This window comes from Noviherbaspirillum sp. (assembly GCF_036846085.1).
In the GTDB taxonomy this organism is placed as follows: Bacteria; Pseudomonadota; Gammaproteobacteria; order Burkholderiales; family Burkholderiaceae_D; genus Noviherbaspirillum.
In genome coordinates this window covers 1-19,434 of record NZ_DAIUCO010000078.1, presented here as the reverse complement: position 1 = coordinate 19,434, position 19,434 = coordinate 1, and the positions used below count along the sequence as shown (strand labels likewise).

The 19,434-nt window shown below is 59.2% G+C and carries 18 protein-coding genes; 11 read left to right on the top strand and 7 right to left on the bottom strand.

The annotated features are described in order from the left end of the window. The 5 genes from V7080_RS11200 to V7080_RS25400 form a co-directional block, all read left to right on the top strand. Positions 1-1,453 (top strand): methyl-accepting chemotaxis protein (locus V7080_RS11200; protein ID WP_334188477.1); only part of this gene is annotated, 1,453 nt, incomplete at its 5' end. Between the two features lie 41 nt (positions 1,454-1,494). Beyond that, positions 1,495-1,824 (top strand): plastocyanin/azurin family copper-binding protein, encoded by a 330-nt coding sequence (locus V7080_RS11195; RefSeq protein ID WP_334188476.1) that lies wholly within the window; start codon positions 1,495-1,497, stop codon positions 1,822-1,824. Beyond that, positions 1,821-2,225: a c-type cytochrome gene (locus tag V7080_RS11190; RefSeq protein ID WP_334188475.1), complete on the top strand. Its 405-nt coding sequence runs from the start codon at positions 1,821-1,823 to the stop codon at positions 2,223-2,225. Before V7080_RS11195 ends, V7080_RS11190 begins: the two co-directional genes overlap by 4 nt. Continuing rightward, entirely contained in the window at positions 2,201-2,542 is a 342-nt protein-coding gene (locus V7080_RS11185) for a DUF4399 domain-containing protein (protein WP_334188479.1), read from the top strand. Before V7080_RS11190 ends, V7080_RS11185 begins: the two co-directional genes overlap by 25 nt. A 39-nt stretch (positions 2,543-2,581) precedes the next feature. Continuing rightward, on the top strand, positions 2,582-2,794 hold the full coding sequence (locus tag V7080_RS25400) for a hypothetical protein (RefSeq protein ID WP_442947215.1): 213 nt from the start codon (positions 2,582-2,584) through the stop codon (positions 2,792-2,794). 75 nt (positions 2,795-2,869) lie between these two features. Here V7080_RS25400 and V7080_RS11180 read toward each other — a convergent pair whose 3' ends face one another. The 4 genes from V7080_RS11180 to V7080_RS11165 are packed head-to-tail and all read right to left on the bottom strand — an operon-like array spanning position 2,870 to position 8,352. After that, positions 2,870-4,456 carry an ABC transporter ATP-binding protein gene (locus V7080_RS11180; protein WP_334188474.1) on the bottom strand — a complete coding sequence of 529 codons (1,587 nt, stop codon included), beginning with the start codon at positions 4,454-4,456 and terminating at the stop codon, positions 2,870-2,872. Next, on the bottom strand, positions 4,453-5,490 hold the full coding sequence (locus tag V7080_RS11175; RefSeq protein ID WP_334188473.1) for an ABC transporter permease: 1,038 nt from the start codon (positions 5,488-5,490) through the stop codon (positions 4,453-4,455). The genes V7080_RS11180 and V7080_RS11175 overlap by 4 nt, the downstream gene beginning before the upstream one ends. Further along, complete coding sequence (locus V7080_RS11170) at positions 5,487-6,545, bottom strand: microcin C ABC transporter permease YejB (protein WP_334188472.1); 1,059 nt, start codon at positions 6,543-6,545, stop codon at positions 5,487-5,489. The genes V7080_RS11175 and V7080_RS11170 overlap by 4 nt, the downstream gene beginning before the upstream one ends. 10 nt (positions 6,546-6,555) lie before the next feature. Further along, positions 6,556-8,352, bottom strand: a complete 1,797-nt coding sequence (locus V7080_RS11165; RefSeq protein WP_334188471.1) for an extracellular solute-binding protein — start codon at positions 8,350-8,352, stop codon at positions 6,556-6,558. Between the two features lie 371 nt (positions 8,353-8,723). Between V7080_RS11165 and fabI the strand changes: the two genes are divergently transcribed. Then, positions 8,724-9,515: an enoyl-ACP reductase FabI gene (gene fabI, locus V7080_RS11160; RefSeq protein ID WP_334188470.1), complete on the top strand. Its 792-nt coding sequence runs from the start codon at positions 8,724-8,726 to the stop codon at positions 9,513-9,515. A gap of 349 nt (positions 9,516-9,864) precedes the next feature. After that, a complete protein-coding gene (locus V7080_RS11155) occupies positions 9,865-11,262 on the top strand; it encodes a DEAD/DEAH box helicase (protein WP_334188469.1) in 1,398 nt (465 codons plus the stop codon). Between the two features lie 125 nt (positions 11,263-11,387). On the opposite strand, the gene senA is transcribed toward V7080_RS11155, so the two are convergent. Further along, positions 11,388-12,575, bottom strand: a complete 1,188-nt coding sequence (gene senA / locus V7080_RS11150; protein ID WP_334188468.1) for a selenoneine synthase SenA — start codon at positions 12,573-12,575, stop codon at positions 11,388-11,390. A 119-nt stretch (positions 12,576-12,694) separates the two neighbouring features. On the opposite strand from senA, the gene V7080_RS11145 reads away from it, so the two are divergent. Next, positions 12,695-13,144, top strand: a complete 450-nt coding sequence (locus tag V7080_RS11145; RefSeq protein WP_334188467.1) for a GNAT family N-acetyltransferase — start codon at positions 12,695-12,697, stop codon at positions 13,142-13,144. Between the two features lie 104 nt (positions 13,145-13,248). Beyond that, on the top strand, positions 13,249-14,022 hold the full coding sequence (locus V7080_RS11140; protein WP_334188478.1) for a PEP-CTERM sorting domain-containing protein: 774 nt from the start codon (positions 13,249-13,251) through the stop codon (positions 14,020-14,022). Positions 14,023-14,095: 73 nt separating this feature from the next. On the opposite strand, the gene egtB is transcribed toward V7080_RS11140, so the two are convergent. Both egtB and egtD read right to left on the bottom strand, forming a co-directional pair. Continuing rightward, entirely contained in the window at positions 14,096-15,340 is a 1,245-nt protein-coding gene (egtB, locus tag V7080_RS11135; RefSeq protein ID WP_334188466.1) for an ergothioneine biosynthesis protein EgtB, read from the bottom strand. Between the two features lie 20 nt (positions 15,341-15,360). Next, positions 15,361-16,314, bottom strand: coding sequence for an L-histidine N(alpha)-methyltransferase (gene egtD, locus V7080_RS11130; RefSeq protein WP_334188465.1), 954 nt, complete (start codon positions 16,312-16,314; stop codon positions 15,361-15,363). A gap of 235 nt (positions 16,315-16,549) precedes the next feature. On the opposite strand from egtD, the gene V7080_RS11125 reads away from it, so the two are divergent. Together V7080_RS11125 and V7080_RS11120 are read left to right on the top strand one after the other, a co-directional pair. Beyond that, positions 16,550-17,212: an ABC transporter ATP-binding protein gene (locus V7080_RS11125; RefSeq protein WP_334188464.1), complete on the top strand. Its 663-nt coding sequence runs from the start codon at positions 16,550-16,552 to the stop codon at positions 17,210-17,212. Further along, a partial coding sequence (locus V7080_RS11120; protein WP_334188463.1) for an FtsX-like permease family protein occupies positions 17,209-19,434 on the top strand: 2,226 nt, incomplete at its 3' end. The genes V7080_RS11125 and V7080_RS11120, both read left to right, overlap by 4 nt.

Sequence of the window (19,434 nt, the reverse complement as noted above, 5' to 3'; positions counted from 1 at the left end):
TACGATCGCGGTCGGCATCGTCGGCGGCTTCGCCATACTTCAACTGAATGCCTCGATACAGGATGCCGTCGGAACCGCGCGGGAACGGGCCGCCGTTGCTGCCAACGCCAGATTGTCCGTCGTCGGCATCGACCGCGCACAGGCACGCCTGGTTTCCGCGGCAACGCCTGAAGACATCCGGCGGGAAGCACTCGCTGCGATCCGGGCTGCTTCGTCACTGGACGAAAGCCTGCAAACACTGGAAGCGACCCTGCGCGGCAACCCGCTGGTTACCGAACTCATCGACTTGAATCAGGAGGTGACATCGACCCGCATGGTGATCATTAAGGCGGCCAAGGGCAACGATACGGCAAAGGCGCGGGAACAGATACAGGCGATTGCGGAAAAGATTGCACGCATCGAAGAATTATCAAACACGATTTTCGCGAACGAGCAGGAGCAGCTGACGCGGCGTGTCAGCGAAACCGTCAGCGCAAGCAAGCGCATCATTCTGTTCCTCGGAACGTTCGTCGTGTCCTGCGTCGCAATCGCCATTTTCATCAGCGTGATCTTCGCACGACAGCTCGCCCGTTCCATCAGCCAGATACAACGCACCATCGGGTCAGTCGCCGATATCAGGCAAAAAAGCGGAAATGAACTTGCGCTTGCGGCCCAGGCCAGCCACATATCCGAGATCGCTGCCGAGATCGCCAGCTGCGAAGAGCGAATGGCCGATTCCGTCAGCCGGATCAAATCGGGAACGATGAATGTGCGCAGCGCCACCGATGCGTCAGGCGAACAGCTTGACAACGCGGTAACGCATATCCAGACCATGGCAGATTCGGTTGCCACCAATGCAGCGAACATCGCACGCATCGTGGAACGATTCGAAACCATGAAAAACGAGATACAGAGTGCGATCGGCACCACGCAAAGCCTGCAGCGTTCTGTCAGGGATATTGGCGCCACCGCAAATACGATCAGCGACATTTCCTCTCAGACGAATTTGCTGGCACTGAACGCCGCAATCGAAGCGGCTCGTGCAGGTGAACATGGACGCGGCTTCGCGGTCGTCGCAAGCGAAGTACGAAACCTCGCGCGACGCACCGGCCAGGCAACGCAGGAAATCCACGCGATCGCTCACGGCATAGACGGCGAGGTAGGCAAAGCAGTCCGATCGCTGGACACCTCATCCAACAATGCAAAGCAGTATGCGGACCAGCTGAACGAGGTGCTCGATTCCTCCACCGCCACTGCTCACGGCGCCGCGAATGCACGCAAGTTGATGGATACCGTTATGAGCCGGATGGCGATGCAGCGGGACGCGGTCAGGCTGATCGAGGAACATTTGATTGATGTGGAAGCCACTACCGTGCTGAGTCTGAAGCAGTCGGCGGCGTTGCGCGGCGTATCGGACGCGCTGACCGATTCGTCCCGACAGCTTGCGAAACTCGCGGACGACGTGAAGCTTTAACGCAAGTGCATGAACCGCGGCAATTTTAATTTCAGGGAGTGATGAAAATGATGAACAAGGCGCAGATGGTTGTCTTTACCGGCTTGATGGCATTCGTGTACACCAGTTATGCGGGCGAATTCGAAGTTCTGCAAAAGGACAAGAAATTCAGTCAATCCGGCTTGACGGTGAAAGTCGGCGACAGCGTGAATTTCAAGAACGAAGATCCATTTTTCCACAACGTCTTTTCCTTATCGGATGTAAAGACATTCGACCTCGGTTCCTTTCCGCAAGGGCAGTCCAAGAAAGTGATATTCGACAAGCCTGGAACGGTGGAGGTCGAATGCGCGATTCATCCGAGCATGAAGATCAACATCGAGGTTCGGAAATGAACCGGGCCATCTTGTGCCTGATGTTGGTCGTCGCAAGCACAGGCCTTTCCGCTGCCTCGCATACCGAAAAGCTCATGGCGGAGCTGTATGCCAACTATCCGCACAAGAACTCGCCGGAAGCTTCGGTCTATCGCGGCGGCATTGTGTTCAGTCACTACTGCGCACTTTGCCACGGCGTGAAGGCGGACGGGAATGGACGCACGGCGAAGATGTACGACCCTCGGCCAGCGAACCTGACCACGAGCGACAAGAACGACGACTACAAGGAACTGATTGTCCGGCAAGGTGGCGCTGCGCTCGGGCGTTCCCAGTTCATGCCGCCATGGGGCGGCGAACTTACGGATGAGCAGATACGCGATGTGATTGCTTTCCTGCGATCAATCCAACAGAAAAATCCCTAGCAAACAAGATAGGAAATCGGAACAGCGGAACAGGACTTTGTATTTCGCAAGTAGCGGCCGCATCGCCGGGACCGGCAGCCGATGCTTTCAGCGATCTGTCCTTACCGATCCCCTTCTCGAAAAAATATCATCACTTCGACGCAGGCCAGACGGAGACAACTCTCAATCTTCCCCTAGGCAAGCACACCCTGCAATTGCTGTTCGCGGACCACGATCACCGGCCCTTGCATGGAACAAAAAGCGGCACCGAGATCGTAGTGCACAGAAAGAAGATTACGATTACCGTGGAAGAGCCGGCTCGTAGGAGCCAGAAATGAAGGGCATTTGCATACAGTGCGCAATCGGCGCGGACGGAAATTAGTGGCATCGGGCGCTTTGAACAGAGCAAGAACCTTCGTGTACTGCGTTATATGCGCGCAGACTCGGCGGCAACCATGAATTGCGTGAATTGTCACAATGCTCCGGAAGCCACTCTGGAACTATTTGCCCGGCGCGATGTACCGGACCAAGGGTCAAGGAGGCAACAATGCGATGCTTTGGAATCAGAACCGACGCCGCAGAAGAAATAAACCGCAGGCTGCATCCGGTGGGTGACCAATTGCAGCCGGCATCCGCCTCTGCATAGTATCGTACAGCGCAGGCCTCTATACCTCTTCGCTCACGGAATATGTGGATGCGGCCAGCAGGCGCCTGGTATAGGGGTGAGAGGGATTGAATAGTACATCCTCCGTCGCCCCGCTTTCCACTACCTTGCCGTCCTTCATCACCATCACCCTGTGCGCCATGGCGCGAATTACCGCGAGGTCATGGCTGATGAACAAATAGGCGATGCCGTATTTTCGCTGCAATTCCGCCAACAGCATCAACACCTGCTTCTGGACTGATACGTCCAGCGAGGATGTGGGTTCGTCCAGCAGGATCAGGTCCGGCTTGAGCACCAGCGCCCGTGCGATGGCGATCCGCTGTCTCTGCCCGCCGGAGAACTCGTGCGGATAGCGGGACATCATTTCCGGCGCCAATCCGACCTCCTGCAGTCCCTGGGCAACCGCGTCCCGCAGTCCGGCCTTGCCGAGCTGCGGGCGATGCAATGCCAGCCCTTCTCCGACGATTTGCTCAATGGTGCGGCGAGGCGACAAGGAAGCAAACGGATCCTGGAACACGACCTGCATCCGCGCGCGCAGCGGTCTCAGTGCATCCCGGCTCATATCGCTGGTCGACTGGCCATCGAAGCTGATCCGCCCGTCGACCTTGGCAGGAGAAAGACGGAGCAAGGCCATGCCGAGTGTCGATTTGCCGGAGCCCGATTCGCCGACGATGCCCAGGGTTTCGTGCGGCCGGAGTTCAAGGTCGACGTTGTCCACCGCAACGAATTCCTTTTTCTTGAACCAGCCTTGCGGAATGGAAAAGGTGCATCGCACGCGCTCCGCGTTCAGCAGGGGCGGCGCATCCTGCTTCACGGTATCGACAATCCGGTCCGGATGACTGCCGAGGAGCTTGCGGGTATAGGCCTCACGCGGATTGGAAAACAGTTCGGCCGTGTCCGCCGCTTCGATGAGCCGGCCTCGCTCCATCACGCCGACCCGGTCCGCAAAATGGCGCACCAGGTTCAGGTCATGGGTGATCATCAGCACCGCCATATTTTCTTCGCGCTGCAACTGGTTGAGGAGTTCCAGGATCTGCACCTGGATGGTCACGTCCAGCGCGGTAGTCGGCTCGTCCGCAATGAGAAGTTTGGGTTTGCATGCCAGCGCCATGGCGATCATGGCGCGCTGCCGCTGTCCGCCGGATAACTGGTGCGGATAGGCCAGCGCCCGGCGCGCCGGCTCCGGAATTCCGGTCTTCTCCAGCAATCCGACCGCCCGCTGGGCCGCGGCACGGGCATTCATGCCCTCATGCAGCATCAGCACTTCGGCAATCTGGTTGCCGATGGTGAACAGCGGGTTCAGCGCGGTCATCGGCTCCTGGAAGATCATCGCCATGTCCTTGCCCCGCACGCCACGCATCGCCGCTTCGGATTTCTTCAGGATGTCCTGGCCTTCGAAGAGGATCTGCCCTTCATATTGGGCATCCTGGCTCAGTCGCATCATCGACAACGCGGTGACGGTCTTGCCAGATCCCGACTCGCCTACCAATGCGAACTTTTCACCGGCCGCGATGGAGAAGCTGACATCATCGACCACGGTTGCCGTGCCGAAGCGCACACGCAGATGCCGAACGTCCAGCAGATTCATGCTTTCCTCCTGACGTCGAGCGCGTTGCGCAATGCATCGCCAATATTGGTGAGAAGCAGAAGGGTCATGGTCAGAACGACGAAGGTCGATACGGCGATCCACCATGCGTCAAGATTGTTTTTCCCTTGTGCCAGCAACTCGCCGAGGCTGGGCGTGGTAGGCGGCACACCGAGCCCGAGAAAGTCGAGGCTGGTCAGGGCAAGGATCGCCCCGCTCATGCGGAACGGCAGGAAGGTCACCACCGGTGTCAGGCTATTGGGCAGCACGTGGCGCCAGATGATCTGACCATTCGACAAGCCGAGCGCCCGGGCCGCCTGCACGTATTCAAGATTGCGATTGCGCAGGAAATCGGCACGGACATAATCGGAAAGTCCCATCCATCCAAACAATGAGAGCAGGATCAGGAGCAAGCCGATGCTCGGCTCGAAGATGGACGCGAAAATAATCAGCAGGTACAGCTCGGGCATGGAGCCCCATATTTCCATGAATCGCTGGAAGAACAGGTCGGTCCTGCCCGCGAAATACCCCTGGATTGCGCCGGTGATCAACCCGAGGATCACGCCGGTGATGGTCAATGCCATGCCGAACAGGACGGAGACCCGGAAACCGTACAGCAGCCTGGCGACGACATCGCGTCCCCGGTCATCGGTACCCAGCCAGTTCTGCGAGGACGGCGGCGCCGGGTTGGGCGACTGGGAAAAATAATTCAGCGTGTCGTAACGGTAGTTAACCGGAGGATAGATGGCCCAGTTGCCGTCCTTCCGAAACTGGTCGCGGATGAACGGGTCGAGGTAGTCGGCCTGCGTATCGAAATCGCCGCCGAACATTTTTTCCGAGTAGGTTTGCACGATCGGAAAAACCAGCTGCCCGTTGTAACGCGCTATCAGCGGCTTGTCGTTCGCCAGCAGCTCCGCGAAGAGACTGATGACGAAAAGCGTCAGGAAAATCAGCAGGCTCCAGTAGCCGCGGCGGTTCTGGCGGAAGCGCAGCCAGATGCGCCTGCCCGGGGAGAGTGAAGGTGCGGTGCGGCTCATCGGGCGAGGCTTTCAAACTGGACGCGGGGATCGGCCCATACGTAACACAGGTCACCGAGCAGCTTGACCACCAGGCCGATCAGGGTGAAGAGGTACAGGGTGCCCATCACCACCGGGTAATCGCGGCGAACGACGGATTCATAGGACAGCAAGCCCAGGCCATCGAGCGAAAACAGGGTTTCGATCAGCAGGCTGCCGGCGAAGAATGCTCCGATGAAGGCCGCCGGGAATCCGGTCACCAACGGAATCAGGGCATTGCGGAACACATGCTTATACAACACGGTCCTCTCGCTCAGTCCCTTCGCCCGCGCGGTGAGAACGTACTGCTTCCGGATTTCTTCAAGAAAGGTGTTCTTCGTCAGCATTGTCATGACCGCGAAGGCACTCGCCACCGACGCCGTCACCGGCAGCGTGATATGCCACAAGTAGTCGACCACCTTCCCGAACAGGGATAGGCTCTCCCAGTCGTCGGAGGTCAGTCCTCGCAACGGAAACCACTGGAAGAAACTGCCGCCGCCGAAAAGCACCAGCAGGAACACGCCAAGCACGAAGCCGGGAATCGAGTAGCCGATCAGCACGAGCATGCTGGTGACGACGTCGAAGCGGCTGCCTTCGCGCACCGCTTTCGCGATACCGAGCGGCACGGAAATGAAATAGGTGAGAAAGAAGGTCCACAATCCGAGGCTGATCGATACCGGCAGCTTCGATACGACGAGCGACCAGACATCCTTGTGATGATAGAAGCTTTGACCGAGATCGAATGTGGCGAAGCCCTTGAGCATCTGCCAGAAGCGCTCGGCGGGCGGCTTGTCGAATCCGTAGAGCGCCTGGATTTCTTTCACCCTGTCCGCATCGATGCCCTGCCTTCCCCGGTATTCGGAAGCCAGCCTGCCCGGGCCTTCGCCAGTGCCGGCCTGCCCTTTCAGTTCCAGGAGCGCCAGCTCCACCGGGCCGCCCGGCACGAACTGGATGACGACGAAGGTGATCAGGATGACGCCTAGCAGCGTCGGCACCATCAGCAGAACCCGCTTGCCTATGTAGGCCCAAATATTCATTCGGCGCTCCTCATTTCGGGCTGTTTACCCACCAGGTGGAGATGATGTAGGGAACCGCCTGGTAATACGGCGGCGGGTTCTCCGGCATGCCGAAGCGCGTCCGGTAAGCGACGCGATGGGTGGTTGAATACCATTGCGGCACCACGATGTGCTTGTGCAGCAGCACCCGGTCAAGCGCCCTGGTGGCATCGACCAGGTCCTTGCGGCTCTTCGCCACGACGATTTTTTCAAGCAGATAGTCCACCGCCGGATCCTTCAGTCCCCAGTAATTGCTGGTGCCTTTCACGTCGGCAGCTTCCGAGCCGAAGATGTCGTAAAAGTCCTTGCCGGGACTTTCCACCGCCGGGAATCGGATGACCGTCATGTCGAAGTCGAATTCTTCAAGCCGCTTCTGCAGGAGGGCGAAATCGGCGACGCGCTCCCTGACCTGGATACCGAGTTTTTCCAATGCGCGGACATAGACGGCGATGATGCGGCCGGAAGGGCCCGGGTCTTCGAGTATCTCGAACGTGAACGGCTCGCCTTTTTGATTGCGCAATGCGCCGTCGCGGTAGGTCCAGCCGGCTTCGGCAAGCAATGCCTGCGCCTTGCGCAGATTGTCCCGCAGCGATGCCGGCGCGTCGGTGGTTGGCGGCTCCGGCGCTTCGCCGAAGACAGCCGGGTCCAGCTTATCGCGGATCGGTTCCAGCAAGGCCAGTTCTTCGGGAGAAGGCTTTCCGTCGGCACCCAGATCGCTGTTATTGAAAAAGCTCTTAGTGCGCGTGTACTGGTTGTAAAACAATTGCCGCTTCATCCATTCGAAATCGAATGCCAATCCGAGCGCCTTGCGCACCCGCGGATCGGTAAATTGCGGGCGCCGCAAATTCATCACGAAACCTTGCATGCCTTCCGCATTGGAATGCTTCAGTTCGCGCTTGATGATTTCGCCGCTCCGAAACTTTGGCCCGTTGTAGCTGCGCGCCCAGTTCTTCGCGCTGTATTCAACCACGATGTCGAACTCGCCGGACTTGAATGCCTCAAGCCGTGCCACGTCATCCTTGTAGAAGCGGTAGTTGATACGGGCGAAATTGAACATGCCGCGCCGGACCGGCAGATCGGCGCCCCAGTAATCGGAATTGCGCTTGTAACTGATGCTGCGGCCGACGTCATACCGGTCGATGCGGTAAGGACCGCTGGAAATCGGTTCCACCAACTGAATATTGTCGAATGAGGTACCGGCCGCCCACTTGCGGGAAAAGACCGGCACGCCGCCGACAATCAGGGGAAGCTCCGGATTATCGTTCTTGAACTCGAAACGGATGGTGCGATTGTCCACCACGACGGCGCGCTTCACATCCGAATACAGCGACTTGAACCCGGGTGCGCCTTTCGTCACGAGTGAATCGAAGGAGTGCTTGACGTCGGCGGCCTCTACCGGATCACCGTTGTTGAAGCGGGCTTTCGGATTCAGCCGGAAGGTCATCGACAGGCCGTCCGGCGCCAGCGTCATATCTTCCGCAAGCAAGCCATACATCGACGCGATTTCATCGGCGGCGCCGGTGGCAAGCGTCTCGAACATCAGGTCCAGGCCCGCGGCTGCGACGCCCTTCATCGAAAATGGGTTGAATTTGTCGAAACTGGTTCGCCGGTCCGGGTTGGCAAGAAACAATTCGCCGCCCTTGGGCGCGTCAGGATTGACGTAACTGAAGTGGGTGAATCCTTGGGGGTATTTCGGCTTGTCGTAGCGTGAAAATGCGTAAGCGCCGAATGCGCTGCCGGCGTGGGCGAGACAACCTGCCAGCAGGAGTGAGGAAATGATTTTATGCATCTGCCTGTTAATTTGATCCGTCGACGGAACACCGGGGCACTGCAGGACACACAGTCAATTAAACCGCGCCATTTTACTAAAGGAATCCTGCGGGATGCATATTCATGCCTGCTTGAACCATATCACCATATCGCGTGCCCGCATTGTTTCTAACATGAAATACATGGCCCGCTTTTGACTTCCGGCATAGATGCTGAATTCCGGCAAAAGTTGCCCGCAGTTGCCCTAAGTTCGCCGACATCCTACAATCTTGCCCAGTTTGAAAATATCACTCGCCCCTACGCCGTTCGGCATCGCGCTCAAAGCGCCCTGGCATTGATCATGCAGCATTGATGCTGCCGACGGGCGCCCACCTATCCTCTGGAGTCACCATGGCATTCTTGCAAGGCAAAAAAATCCTGATTACCGGCTTGTTGTCGAACCGTTCCATTGCGTATGGCATCGCCCAGGCATGCAAGCGCGAAGGCGCCGAACTGGCGTTCACGTATGTTGGCGAACGGTTCAAGGACCGCATCAGCGAGTTTGCCAAGGAATTTGATAGCAATCTGGTGTTTGATTGCGATGTCGGCAGCGATGAACAGATTGCCGCGGTATTCGCCGATCTGGGCAAATCATGGAGCCAGCTCGATGGACTGGTGCATGCGATCGGTTTCGCGCCCCGCGAAGCCATCGCCGGAGACTTTCTCGACGGGTTGTCCCGCGAGGGTTTCAAGGTGGCGCACGATATTTCGGCCTACAGCTTTCCCGCCATGGCGAAGGCCGCATTGCCGCTTCTGCGACCGAACTCGGCGTTGCTCACCCTGACTTACCTGGGTGCCATTCGTGTCCTGCCCAACTACAACACCATGGGCCTGGCAAAAGCATCGCTCGAGGCGAGCGTACGTTACCTTGCCGAATCCCTCGGGCCGAAAGGCGTACGGGTAAACGGCATTTCGGCAGGTCCCATCAAGACGCTTGCTGCCAGCGGAATCAAGGATTTTGGCAAGATCCTGAATTTCGTCAAGGCAAATGCGCCGCTGCGCCGCAATGTTACGCAGGAAGATGTCGGCAATGCCGCCGCATTCCTGTTATCCGACCTGGCTGGCGGCATTACCGGCGAGATTACCTATGTCGATGGCGGCTTCTCGCATATCGTCGGCGGCATGACTGCCGATACGGAATAAGGTATTCGGGGTGAGTCTTTACATCTGGAACTCACCCTGCCTTACTTCCTGAAAGGCTTAATTAATCGTGACACCGGGTTCGATTAGTCTGTATAATCGCGGTCTGTGCTTGAAGCAAAACCTTGACGCTAGACAGCACAACTCGCAGCATCGCGAACCCTCAGCAATAACGACAAAGCCTCCCCGCCTTTTGGTGTTGATTTTCTAAAACACCCTCCCGGCGCAAAGCTTTTGTGCCGAAATCTCTCAGATTTTTTTCTCAGCTGTTTCGTTGGTTGGCGTTGCATTTTTACGTACGTACGTTTCTCGGACGAGAAAACGCGCGTCGTTGATTCTACGGAAGAACACAATGACTTTTGAAGCACTAGGCTTACACACGTCCATTCTCAAAGCACTTACCGAAGCTGGCTACACCGCTCCAACCACGGTTCAGGCGCAGGCGATTCCCGCCGCGCTGCAAGGCCGTGATCTGCTGGTTTCCTCGCAGACCGGCTCGGGCAAAACAGCAGCATTCATGCTGCCCGCCCTGCACAAATTCGCATCCGCCGAGCTGCAGGCCGGCGGCCGGACATCCAACCAGGAACGCCAGGGCGCACGTGCCCGCGGAGAGCGTCCGCGCTTCCAGGCCGCACAACCAAAGATGCTGGTACTGACGCCGACACGCGAACTGGCGCTGCAGGTCACGACCGCCACGGACAAATACGGCTCGCAGCTGCGCCGCGTGCGCGCGGTCTCTATCTTGGGCGGCATGCCTTACCCGAAACAAATGCAATTGCTGGCGAAGAATCCGGAGATTCTGGTTGCTACGCCAGGCCGCCTGATCGACCACATGGAGTCAGGCAAGATCAATTTCGACCAACTGGAAACGCTGGTTCTCGACGAAGCGGACCGGATGCTCGATATGGGCTTCATTGACGATATCGAAAAGATCGTCGCCGCAACACCGGAAACTCGCCAGACCATGCTGTTCTCCGCCACGCTTGACGGCGTCGTGGGCAACATGGCCAAGCGCATCACCCGCGATCCGATGGTCATCCAGATCGCAGGCTCGGCGACCAAGCATGAGAACATCGAGCAGCGCGTACACTTCGTCGACGATCTGTCGCACAAGAATCGTATCCTCGACCACCTGCTGCGCGATGAATCAATGGACCAGGCTGTCGTATTTACGGCCACCAAGCGGGACGCAGACACCATCGCCGACCGCCTGAACATCGCCGGTTTTGCTGCAGCGGCACTGCATGGCGATATGCACCAAGGCGCACGCAACCGCACTCTCGACGCGCTCCGCCGTGGCCAGGTACGGGTACTGGTCGCGACCGACGTGGCGGCGCGCGGCATCGATGTGCCGGGCATCACCCATGTGTTCAATTACGACCTGCCGAAATTCCCGGAGGATTATGTACACCGCATCGGCCGTACCGGACGTGCAGGCCGTAACGGGCTGGCGATTTCCCTTGCCAATCATGCTGAAAACATGAACGTGAAACGCATCGAGCGCTTCACCAAGCAATTGATCCCGGTGAATATCATCGAAGGTTTCGAGCCGAAGAAATCCGCGTCGGCGGCACGCCCATCTTCCCGCAAGCCGGGCGGCTGGAAACCGGGCGACAACCGTGGCAATGCAGCCAAGCCGGGCCAGCGCACCTTCAGCAAGCCGGGCGCACCGCGCAAGGAAGGCGGCTTTGGCAAGAGCACGCGTTCGGACGACGCATATGGTGCCCGCCGTTCTTATGGCGACCGCTAATCCGACAATAGACCGTACGCTGGACTGAAAGAAAATGAAACGACCGCTTCGGCGGTCGTTTTTTTTCGCTCGACGGATCCCAGCCCCTTTCAGTCTTTACCCTATCAGTAGCGTTGTGGCCTGCATTACAACGCGCAGGTGCGGAAGCCCGCAAACATATCGTCCCGTTCAGGCAAATGAAAGTTGCGGAATTTCGGCGAGCGCATGCGCAATCTCGTCATGAACGACGCGCCGCGCAGCACTTGGTGCGAACCGAAATGCGGCTCGGAATATTCACGCCAGGGCCCGGGCACAAATTCCGGATATGGCTCGAACGGCGAACAGGTCCATTCCCATAAATCCCCCCATCGCAACGCCGGATGCGCGGACAAGGCGGCGAATTCCCATTCCGCCTCGGTAGGCAAGCGGCGTCCTGCCCACATGCAGTAAGCCTGCGCCTCATAGAGGCTGACGTGACGCACCGGTTCATTTGCCGCCAGTGCAGCCGGCACGCCGAACCGCTCGCAGCGCCAGCGCCTGCCGTCACGAACCCAATCGCGCGGTGCGGACCGCTCCTGGCTCATCAGCCACGATCGGCCGGCCAATGTCCAGAACTGCGGGTTTTCGTATCCGCCGTCCTCAATGAATTCCCCGTATTGGGCATTCGATACCAATGTGGAATCCATGGCAAATGCCGGGACGTAACAGGCATGCGCCGTCATTTCATTGTCGAACACGAATCCCGGCCCTTCCCCACATCCCAACTCGATGGTTCCGCCGGGAAAACGGATCTCGCCCTGGGCCCAGGAAGGAATCGCACGGCCGGCGATATCCGCCGGCAAACCGGCGCCGAGCACCTGCAACATTGCAGCCAGGACTTCGCCCCGCATGTCTTCATACGCCAGCACGAGCCGATAGGGGTACAGTGCTTCGTCGTCATTGCGTGAGCGGCTGAGCTTGTCCAGCAGCCGATCGAGCACTTCATGGCAATACGTCTTCAATGCGCCGGCACTCGGCAGGTCCAGGGTCCACCGGGCGCGGTGCGGTACGGTATTCGCATCGAACCAATCGTCGCCCTTGGTGAGCATGGAGGTGCGCGCCGCCGCCATCGGCGTACTGGAGCCGGCTTCGCGGAGGACATACCATTCGGCGAACCAGCCTATCCGTCCGAATTCCCACAGGGGAGGGTTCAAGGTGGGCAGCACAGGAACGCGGCTGGCGACGTCAAGGCCTTCCTGGACAAAGCTGTCCAGCAAGGCGAGCGTATGGCGCCGGGCGTCCTGCAAAGCACCCGCCAGTTCACTGGCGGAGGCGGTTCGAAAGGAAAAATTCATCAAAGTGGCCGAAACATGGAAGGAAGTAATTCTTGGCTTTATTATTATCGGCCTCGCACCGGCGAAAGCCAATGACGGAAAGCCGTATCGAACGCGGCGCTTATTCATGGAGTTTCAAGATGAACATCCAAGTCCGGGCAGCGGAAAGTGCCGACATTCCCCGCATCGCCCCATTGTTCGACGACTACCGGCAGTTCTATGGCCAAGCGTCCGATCCGGCCCTTGCCAGCGCTTTTCTCACGGAGCGGCTGGCGGGTGGCGAATCAGTCGTCTTAATGGCGGAGGATGGCAATGGGGACGCACTTGGCTTTACCCAACTCTATCCCTCTTTCTCATCGGTCGGCGCCTGCCGCATATGGATATTAAATGACTTGTACGTCAAATCTTCTGCACGTGGGTCGGGAATTGGAAAGCGATTACTTGACGCGGCCAAATCGTACGCGCGTGCTTCCGGTGCGCGGCGCCTGGATTTGTCCACCGCCAGGACCAATCCTGCGCAAAGGCTTTATGAAGCGAATGGATATATCAAGGATGACGAATTTCTCCACTACAGCTTGATGGTCGGCTGACATTCTCGCATCAGCAGCGCTGTGTCGAGAAAATTTACATGGAATGTTATTTGAAAAGGGAAAGCCAATTAATGCATTGATTTATATACCTATTTTTTTTGGGCATGGGGCTTGCTAACAGGAATCGCAGCATCAATAACCAACTCAAAGGAAAAACCATGTCCCTGCTCAAAAGACTTTCGATGACGGCTGCTTTTGCGACAGCAAGCATGTTCGCCAGCTTCGCACACGCCGTGCCAACCGTTTTTTTCGGTGAAAATCTCAATCCAGGCGGCAGTGTTTCCGGCAATCCGGTATCGGCTCGCAACCTCTTCCTCTCAAATCTGTCCGGCGGCGTCGGAAATCAAACTTTTGAAACCTTCGCTACCGGCACAGCCTCGCCACTTGCCCTCAGCTTTCCAGGCTCGACTGGCAGTATCACTGCGACATTGAACGGCAACGGCCAGGTCCTTAATTCTCCTGGCGCCGGCCGCTTCAACACCACTGCCGGCGGAAGCAAATTCTGGGAAATGTCAGGCAGCTTCAGCATCGATTTCAGTGATCCGATTGCAGCGTTCGGCTTCTACGGCACCGATATCGGCGATTTCAACGGTCAAGTTACCCTGGAACTGTCCGGGGGAGGCACCACCAACCTGACCGTCAGCAATACGGTCAATGCAAACAATGGTTCGCTGCTGTTTTTCGGCTTTATCGACCCGTCGCAGACCTATACAAAAATCACTTTCGGCAATACCGCGTCAGGCACTGATTTCTTTGGCTTCGACGACATGGTGATCGGCGATCTCCAGCAAGTTCGCCAAGTACCGATTCCAGGTACTGTCGCCCTGCTCGGCTTGGGCCTTGCCGGCCTGTTCGCTGCACGCCGCCGCAAGCAGTAAGCAAGTAGGCAGTCGCAATGTAAAAAACCCGCTGCGGCGGGTTTTTTTATGGCGCTGCTTCCGGGCGAAACAGTCAGGATCTGGCAAGCCGGATACCGGTAAATTGCCAGCAAGCGCTCGTGGGAAAGAAGTTGCGGTAGGTAGCGCGCGTATGCCGGGCAGGCGTGGCGCAGGACGAGCCGCGCAGCACATACTGGTTCGCCATGAACTTTCCGTTGTACTCGCCGATCGCGCCCTCGACGGGCGAATAACCCGGGTAAGGTGCGTAGCTGCTGGATGTCCATTGCCATGCAGCGCCATACAATTGGGAGAGCCTGTCCTCGGTAGATGCGGCGACGGGATGAAGGCGCTGCGGGTTTGTGGACGCGATTCCCTCACCGGCTGCAGCAGCCGCACGCTCCCATTCTGCCTCGGTCGGCAGCCGGGCACCGGCCCAGCGGGCATAGGCGTCGGCTTCGAAATAGGATAGATGGACGGCGGGCCGCGCGGAGTCAAGCGGCTGTAGTCCGTACAACGTGAATTCCTGCCACCCCGCGGTATTCCGCCAATAAAACGGCTGCGTGAGCTGATTATTGCGCACCCAGTCCCAGCCCTCCGACAGCCAGAGCGAAGGATCGGTGTAACCGCCGGCTTCGATAAAGCCCAAATATTCCCCATTGCTTACCAGGCGCGACGCCAGCGAGAAGGACTCGGTGAATACGCGATGGCGCGGCGTTTCATTGTCGAAGCAGAAGCCGGTGCCGGCATGGCCGATTTCCGTCACGCCCGCTTCGAAGTCCTGCCATGACAGGGGCGTTGCCGCAGCAGACGACGATTCCAGGCCGACAGCGCGGTAAGCGGGATAAAGCGGATTCATCGACAGCAAGTGCTTGACGTCGGTCAGCATCAGTTCCTGGTGCTGCTGTTCATGCTGCAATCCGAGCTCGATCATGGCCGCCAGCTCACCGGACGGCTCGCCCTTCGACAGGAGCCGGACAATCCGCTCGTCCACGTTGCGCCGGTAGGCAAGCACTTCCTGCACGGACGGGCGGGTCACCAGTCCACGCTGCGCGCGTGGGTGCTTCTGGCCGACGCCGTTGTAATAGGAATTGAAGAGCACGCGAAACGCCGGATGGTGCGGCTGGAAGCGCGGCTCGAACCGTTCGAGGATGAAGGTTTCGAAAAACCAGGTCGTATGCGCCATATGCCACTTGATGGGGCTGGCATCGGGCATCGATTGCACACAGCAGTCCTCGTCCGACAACGGCTCGGCCAGTGACAGGGTGTGCCTGCGCACTTCGCCGAAGTCGGCGAGCAGGAAGTTGGGCGAATGATTCATTTGGCTCTTTCCAGATTGCGTCACACGGCGCGAGCATGACATACCAGGAACCAGCCGCGTTCATCGGTCCAGGTGCGCACAGTGCCGAATCCGGCTCTTTCCAGCAGGTGCAGGAAATCATCCGGAGTGTACTTGTACGAACATTCGGTATGGATGCGTTCGCCTTCGGCGAAGCGCCGCCGCCCCTGCGGCCAGCGGACCTCGATGTCGCGGCATGCCTCGAGGTGCATTTCGATGCGGCTTTCCTGCTGATTGAAATATGCGCGGTGGCGCCAGTCACGCGGGTCGAAATTCGCACCAAGCAGCATATTCAGGTGCAACAGCAGGTTGAGGTTGAACGCGCTGGTCACGCCGAGCGAGTCGTCATAAGCGGCGTCGAGGATGGCCTTGTCCTTGACCAGGTCGACGCCGATCAGCAGGCCGCCGTCATTGCGGCATGCGTCCCGGATGCGTGCCAGGAAGGTGGCAGCTTCATCCGGGCTGAAATTTCCGATCGACGACCCGGGATAGAAAAACAGGCGCTTTTCCCTGCGCACATCGTCGGGCAAATCCAGCGATGCGGAAAAATCCATCCCGATTCCGGTCATCCGGATGGGAGGAAAGCGCTGTCGCAATGCATTGACCGCGTCGCGCAGAAACTCGACGGAAATGTCCACCGGAACATATTCGACGGGTTGCAATGCTGAAAATAAGCGCGAGGCCTTGTGGCAATTTCCTGCGCCAAGATCGATCACGGTGCTGCCGCGACCGATGGACCGGGCTATTTCAGAAAGATATTGGTCGAAAATGGCTGCCTCGGTCCGCGTCGGATAGTACTCCGGTACCTTGCAAATCGCCTCGAACAGGGTGGAACCCAACGCGTCATAGAGGTATTTGGGCGAGGTGCGGGCATGCTGCGCGAGCAAACCCTCGCTTAATTCGGCACGAATGGCGTCGGCGTCAGGAAAGTAAAGTTGAATGAATCCGTTATGCAAGGTCTGCGTTCCGGTAATTGTCTCGCTCCAGGCTTGCCTGATCCCTGCGGACGATGGTTGGAAGGGATTTTCGTTATGATAGCCAGTGATGGATGCATTCAATTGATGCACCACAAGTATTACTGAGCAAGGCCTGCGTTTCGTCGTTTTGCCTAGGACAAAACCCATTCCTTTTCTATACGCTGCCCATATTACCCCAATCTTCAACCAAGGCTCTGCGCCAAAGGTCAAGCATATGCTGGAATTACGGCACCTGAGCAAATCGTATTCGAACGGACGGCAGGTATTGCACAACCTGTCTTATACATTTCAAGCGGGCGAGTATGTCGCCATCATGGGCGACTCCGGCGTCGGCAAATCGACGTTGCTGAACCTGATCGCCGGCCTCGACACGCCCGACAGCGGCGACATCGTGGTCGACGGCACGCGGATGGCATCGCTGGACGACGATGCGGCCACCCGGCTGCGGCGGGAGAAGTTCGGCTTCATTTTCCAGGCATTCCATGTACTGCCGCACCTGACGCTGGAACAGAATGTCGCGCTGCCCTTGCTGCTGAACCGCAGTCCGATGAAGCGCGCCGCGCAGATGCTCGATGCCGTCGGGCTGGGCAACAGGCGCCGGGACTTTCCGCGCCAGCTGTCCGGCGGCGAACTGCAACGGGTGGCGATCGCGCGGGCCCTCGTGCACCGCCCGAGGCTGATTCTTGCCGATGAACCGACCGGAAATCTCGATCCGGATACCGCCCACGAGGTGCTGACCCTGTTGCGCAGCGAAATCAAGGCGAATGGCGCGTCCTGCCTGATCGTGACGCATTCCCACGCCGCTGCCGCGACCGCCGACCGGGTCCTGTCCCTGACCAAGTCCGGCTTGCATGCGGCAACCGCCAAGGCGGCATGAGCCGCGACCTGTTTCCCGGCTGGCGCATCAGCAACTGGCTGCTCGGCGGCGAATGGCGCGCACATCCGGTACGCGCATCAGTAGCAGTTGCCGCCATCGCACTCGGCATCGCGCTCGGGTTCGCCATTCATTTGATCAACGCCGCCGCATTCAACGAGTTTTCCGCGGCGGTAAAGAGCTTGTCGGGGCAGGCGGACCTGCAGGTGCGCGGCGCGGCGCCCTATTTCGATGAAGCGCTGTATGCCCGCCTGGCGCAACGAAAGGAAATCGCGCTGGCCAGTCCGGTGCTGGAAGTCGATGCGGCAGTACCGGGGCAAAACCAAGCCTTGAAGGTGGTCGGCATCGATGTTTTCCGGGCAGCGGCGATCGCCCCCGACCTGACCGGTGTTCCGGGCGAAGACCGGGTGTTCGACACGCTGGCGGACGATGCCGTCTTTCTCTCCCCTGCCGCGCTGGAATGGCTGAATCTGAAAACCGGCGACACATTGAATCTGCAGTCCGGCACACGCACGATCAGCTTGCGGGTGGCGGGCGGCATTGTGCGGGCACAGGCCGGCCAGCGCATCGCGGTGATGGATATCGGCGCGCTGCAATGGCGGCTCGACCGGCTCGGCAGGCTGTCGCGCGTCGATCTGCGGCTGACGGAAGGCGTCGACCGGGCCGCATTCAAGAACGCGCTGGCGCGCGAACTGGGCGGCAGCTTCGCCGTCACCGAGACCAGCGACCAGGAAGCGCGTACCGCCAGCATGTCGCGCGCCTACCGTGTGAATCTCAATGTGCTCGCGCTAGTGGCACTGTTCACCGGCGCATTTCTGGTCTTTTCAACGCAGGCGCTGTCGGTGATACGTCGCCGCAGCCAGCTTGCGCTATTGCGCGTGGTGGGGCTCGGCAAACGTGCATTGCTGGCCCAGATCCTCCTGGAAGGCGCGGTGCTCGGCGTGATCGGATCGCTGCTCGGCCTCGCGCTCGGCTATGGCATTGCCGCGGCGGCACTGCATTTTTTCGGCGGCGACCTGGGCGGCGGATATTTCCCGGGCGTTCGGCCATCGGTGCGGTTCACGCCCATGGCGGCGGGGCTGTTTTTCTTTCTCGGGATTGCCGTTGCGTTGCTCGGCTGTGCCGGGCCGGCGTGGGAAGCGGCGCGCGCCAAGCCGGCGCAGGCGCTCAAGTCGGGCAGTGAAGACGTGATGCTGTCGCGCCTTTCTTCGCCCTGGCCTGCACTCGCCTGCCTGGCCGCGGGCGCGTTGCTGACACAATTGCCGCCGGTATTTGCGTTGCCGATATTCGGCTACCTGGCGGTCATGCTGCTGCTGATCGGCGGCATCGCATTGATGCCAAGGATGGCGGCGTGGGTTTTTGCGGCGCTGTCGCAGTGGGCGCAGCGCGGCTCGAACGTGGTGGCGACACTGGCGCTGGCCCGGCTGGCGAATGCGCCCAACCAAGCATCCATCGCACTGGGCGGCGTGCTGTCGAGTTTCAGCCTGATGGTCGCGATGGCAATCATGGTGGCGAGCTTCCGCGTGTCGGTCGATGACTGGCTGTCCCAGGTGCTGTCCGCCGACCTGTACGTGCGGTCGGCGACCAGCGGCAGCACCGGCGCACTGAACAGCGCGGAACAGCAGGCGATCGAACGGACACCCGGCATTGCCCGCGCGGATTTCCTGCGCATCCAGCAGCTGACGCTCGATCCCGCGCGCCCCAGCGTGGCGCTGATCGCGCGCACGATCGATGTGCTGAATCCGGATCGGACCCTGCCCATCATGGGTGAACCCCTGACGACATCGCTGGCGCCATCGGCGATGCCGGTGTGGGTATCGGAAGCCATGGTCGACCTGTACGGCTACACGGTCGGGCGCGAGGTAAGACTGCCACTCGGCGGCCGGGAACACACCTTCATCGTGGCCGGCATATGGCGCGACTATGCAAGGCAGTCCGGCGCGATACAGATGCGGCTGGCGGATTACCGCGCACTAACCGGCGACACCGATATCAACGATGCCGGGCTCTGGCTGCGGCCGGGTGTCAGTCCCGAAACGGCGATCGCCGCGCTGAAGCAATTGCCTTTTTCCGGCGCGCTGGAGTTTTCCGAGCCGGGCGAAATCCGTGCGATCAGCCTGAAAATCTTCGACCGCAGCTTTGCGGTGACCTACCTGCTGGAACTGGTGGCGATCGTCATCGGGCTGTTCGGCGTGGCGGCAACCTTTTCCGCGCAAACATTGGCC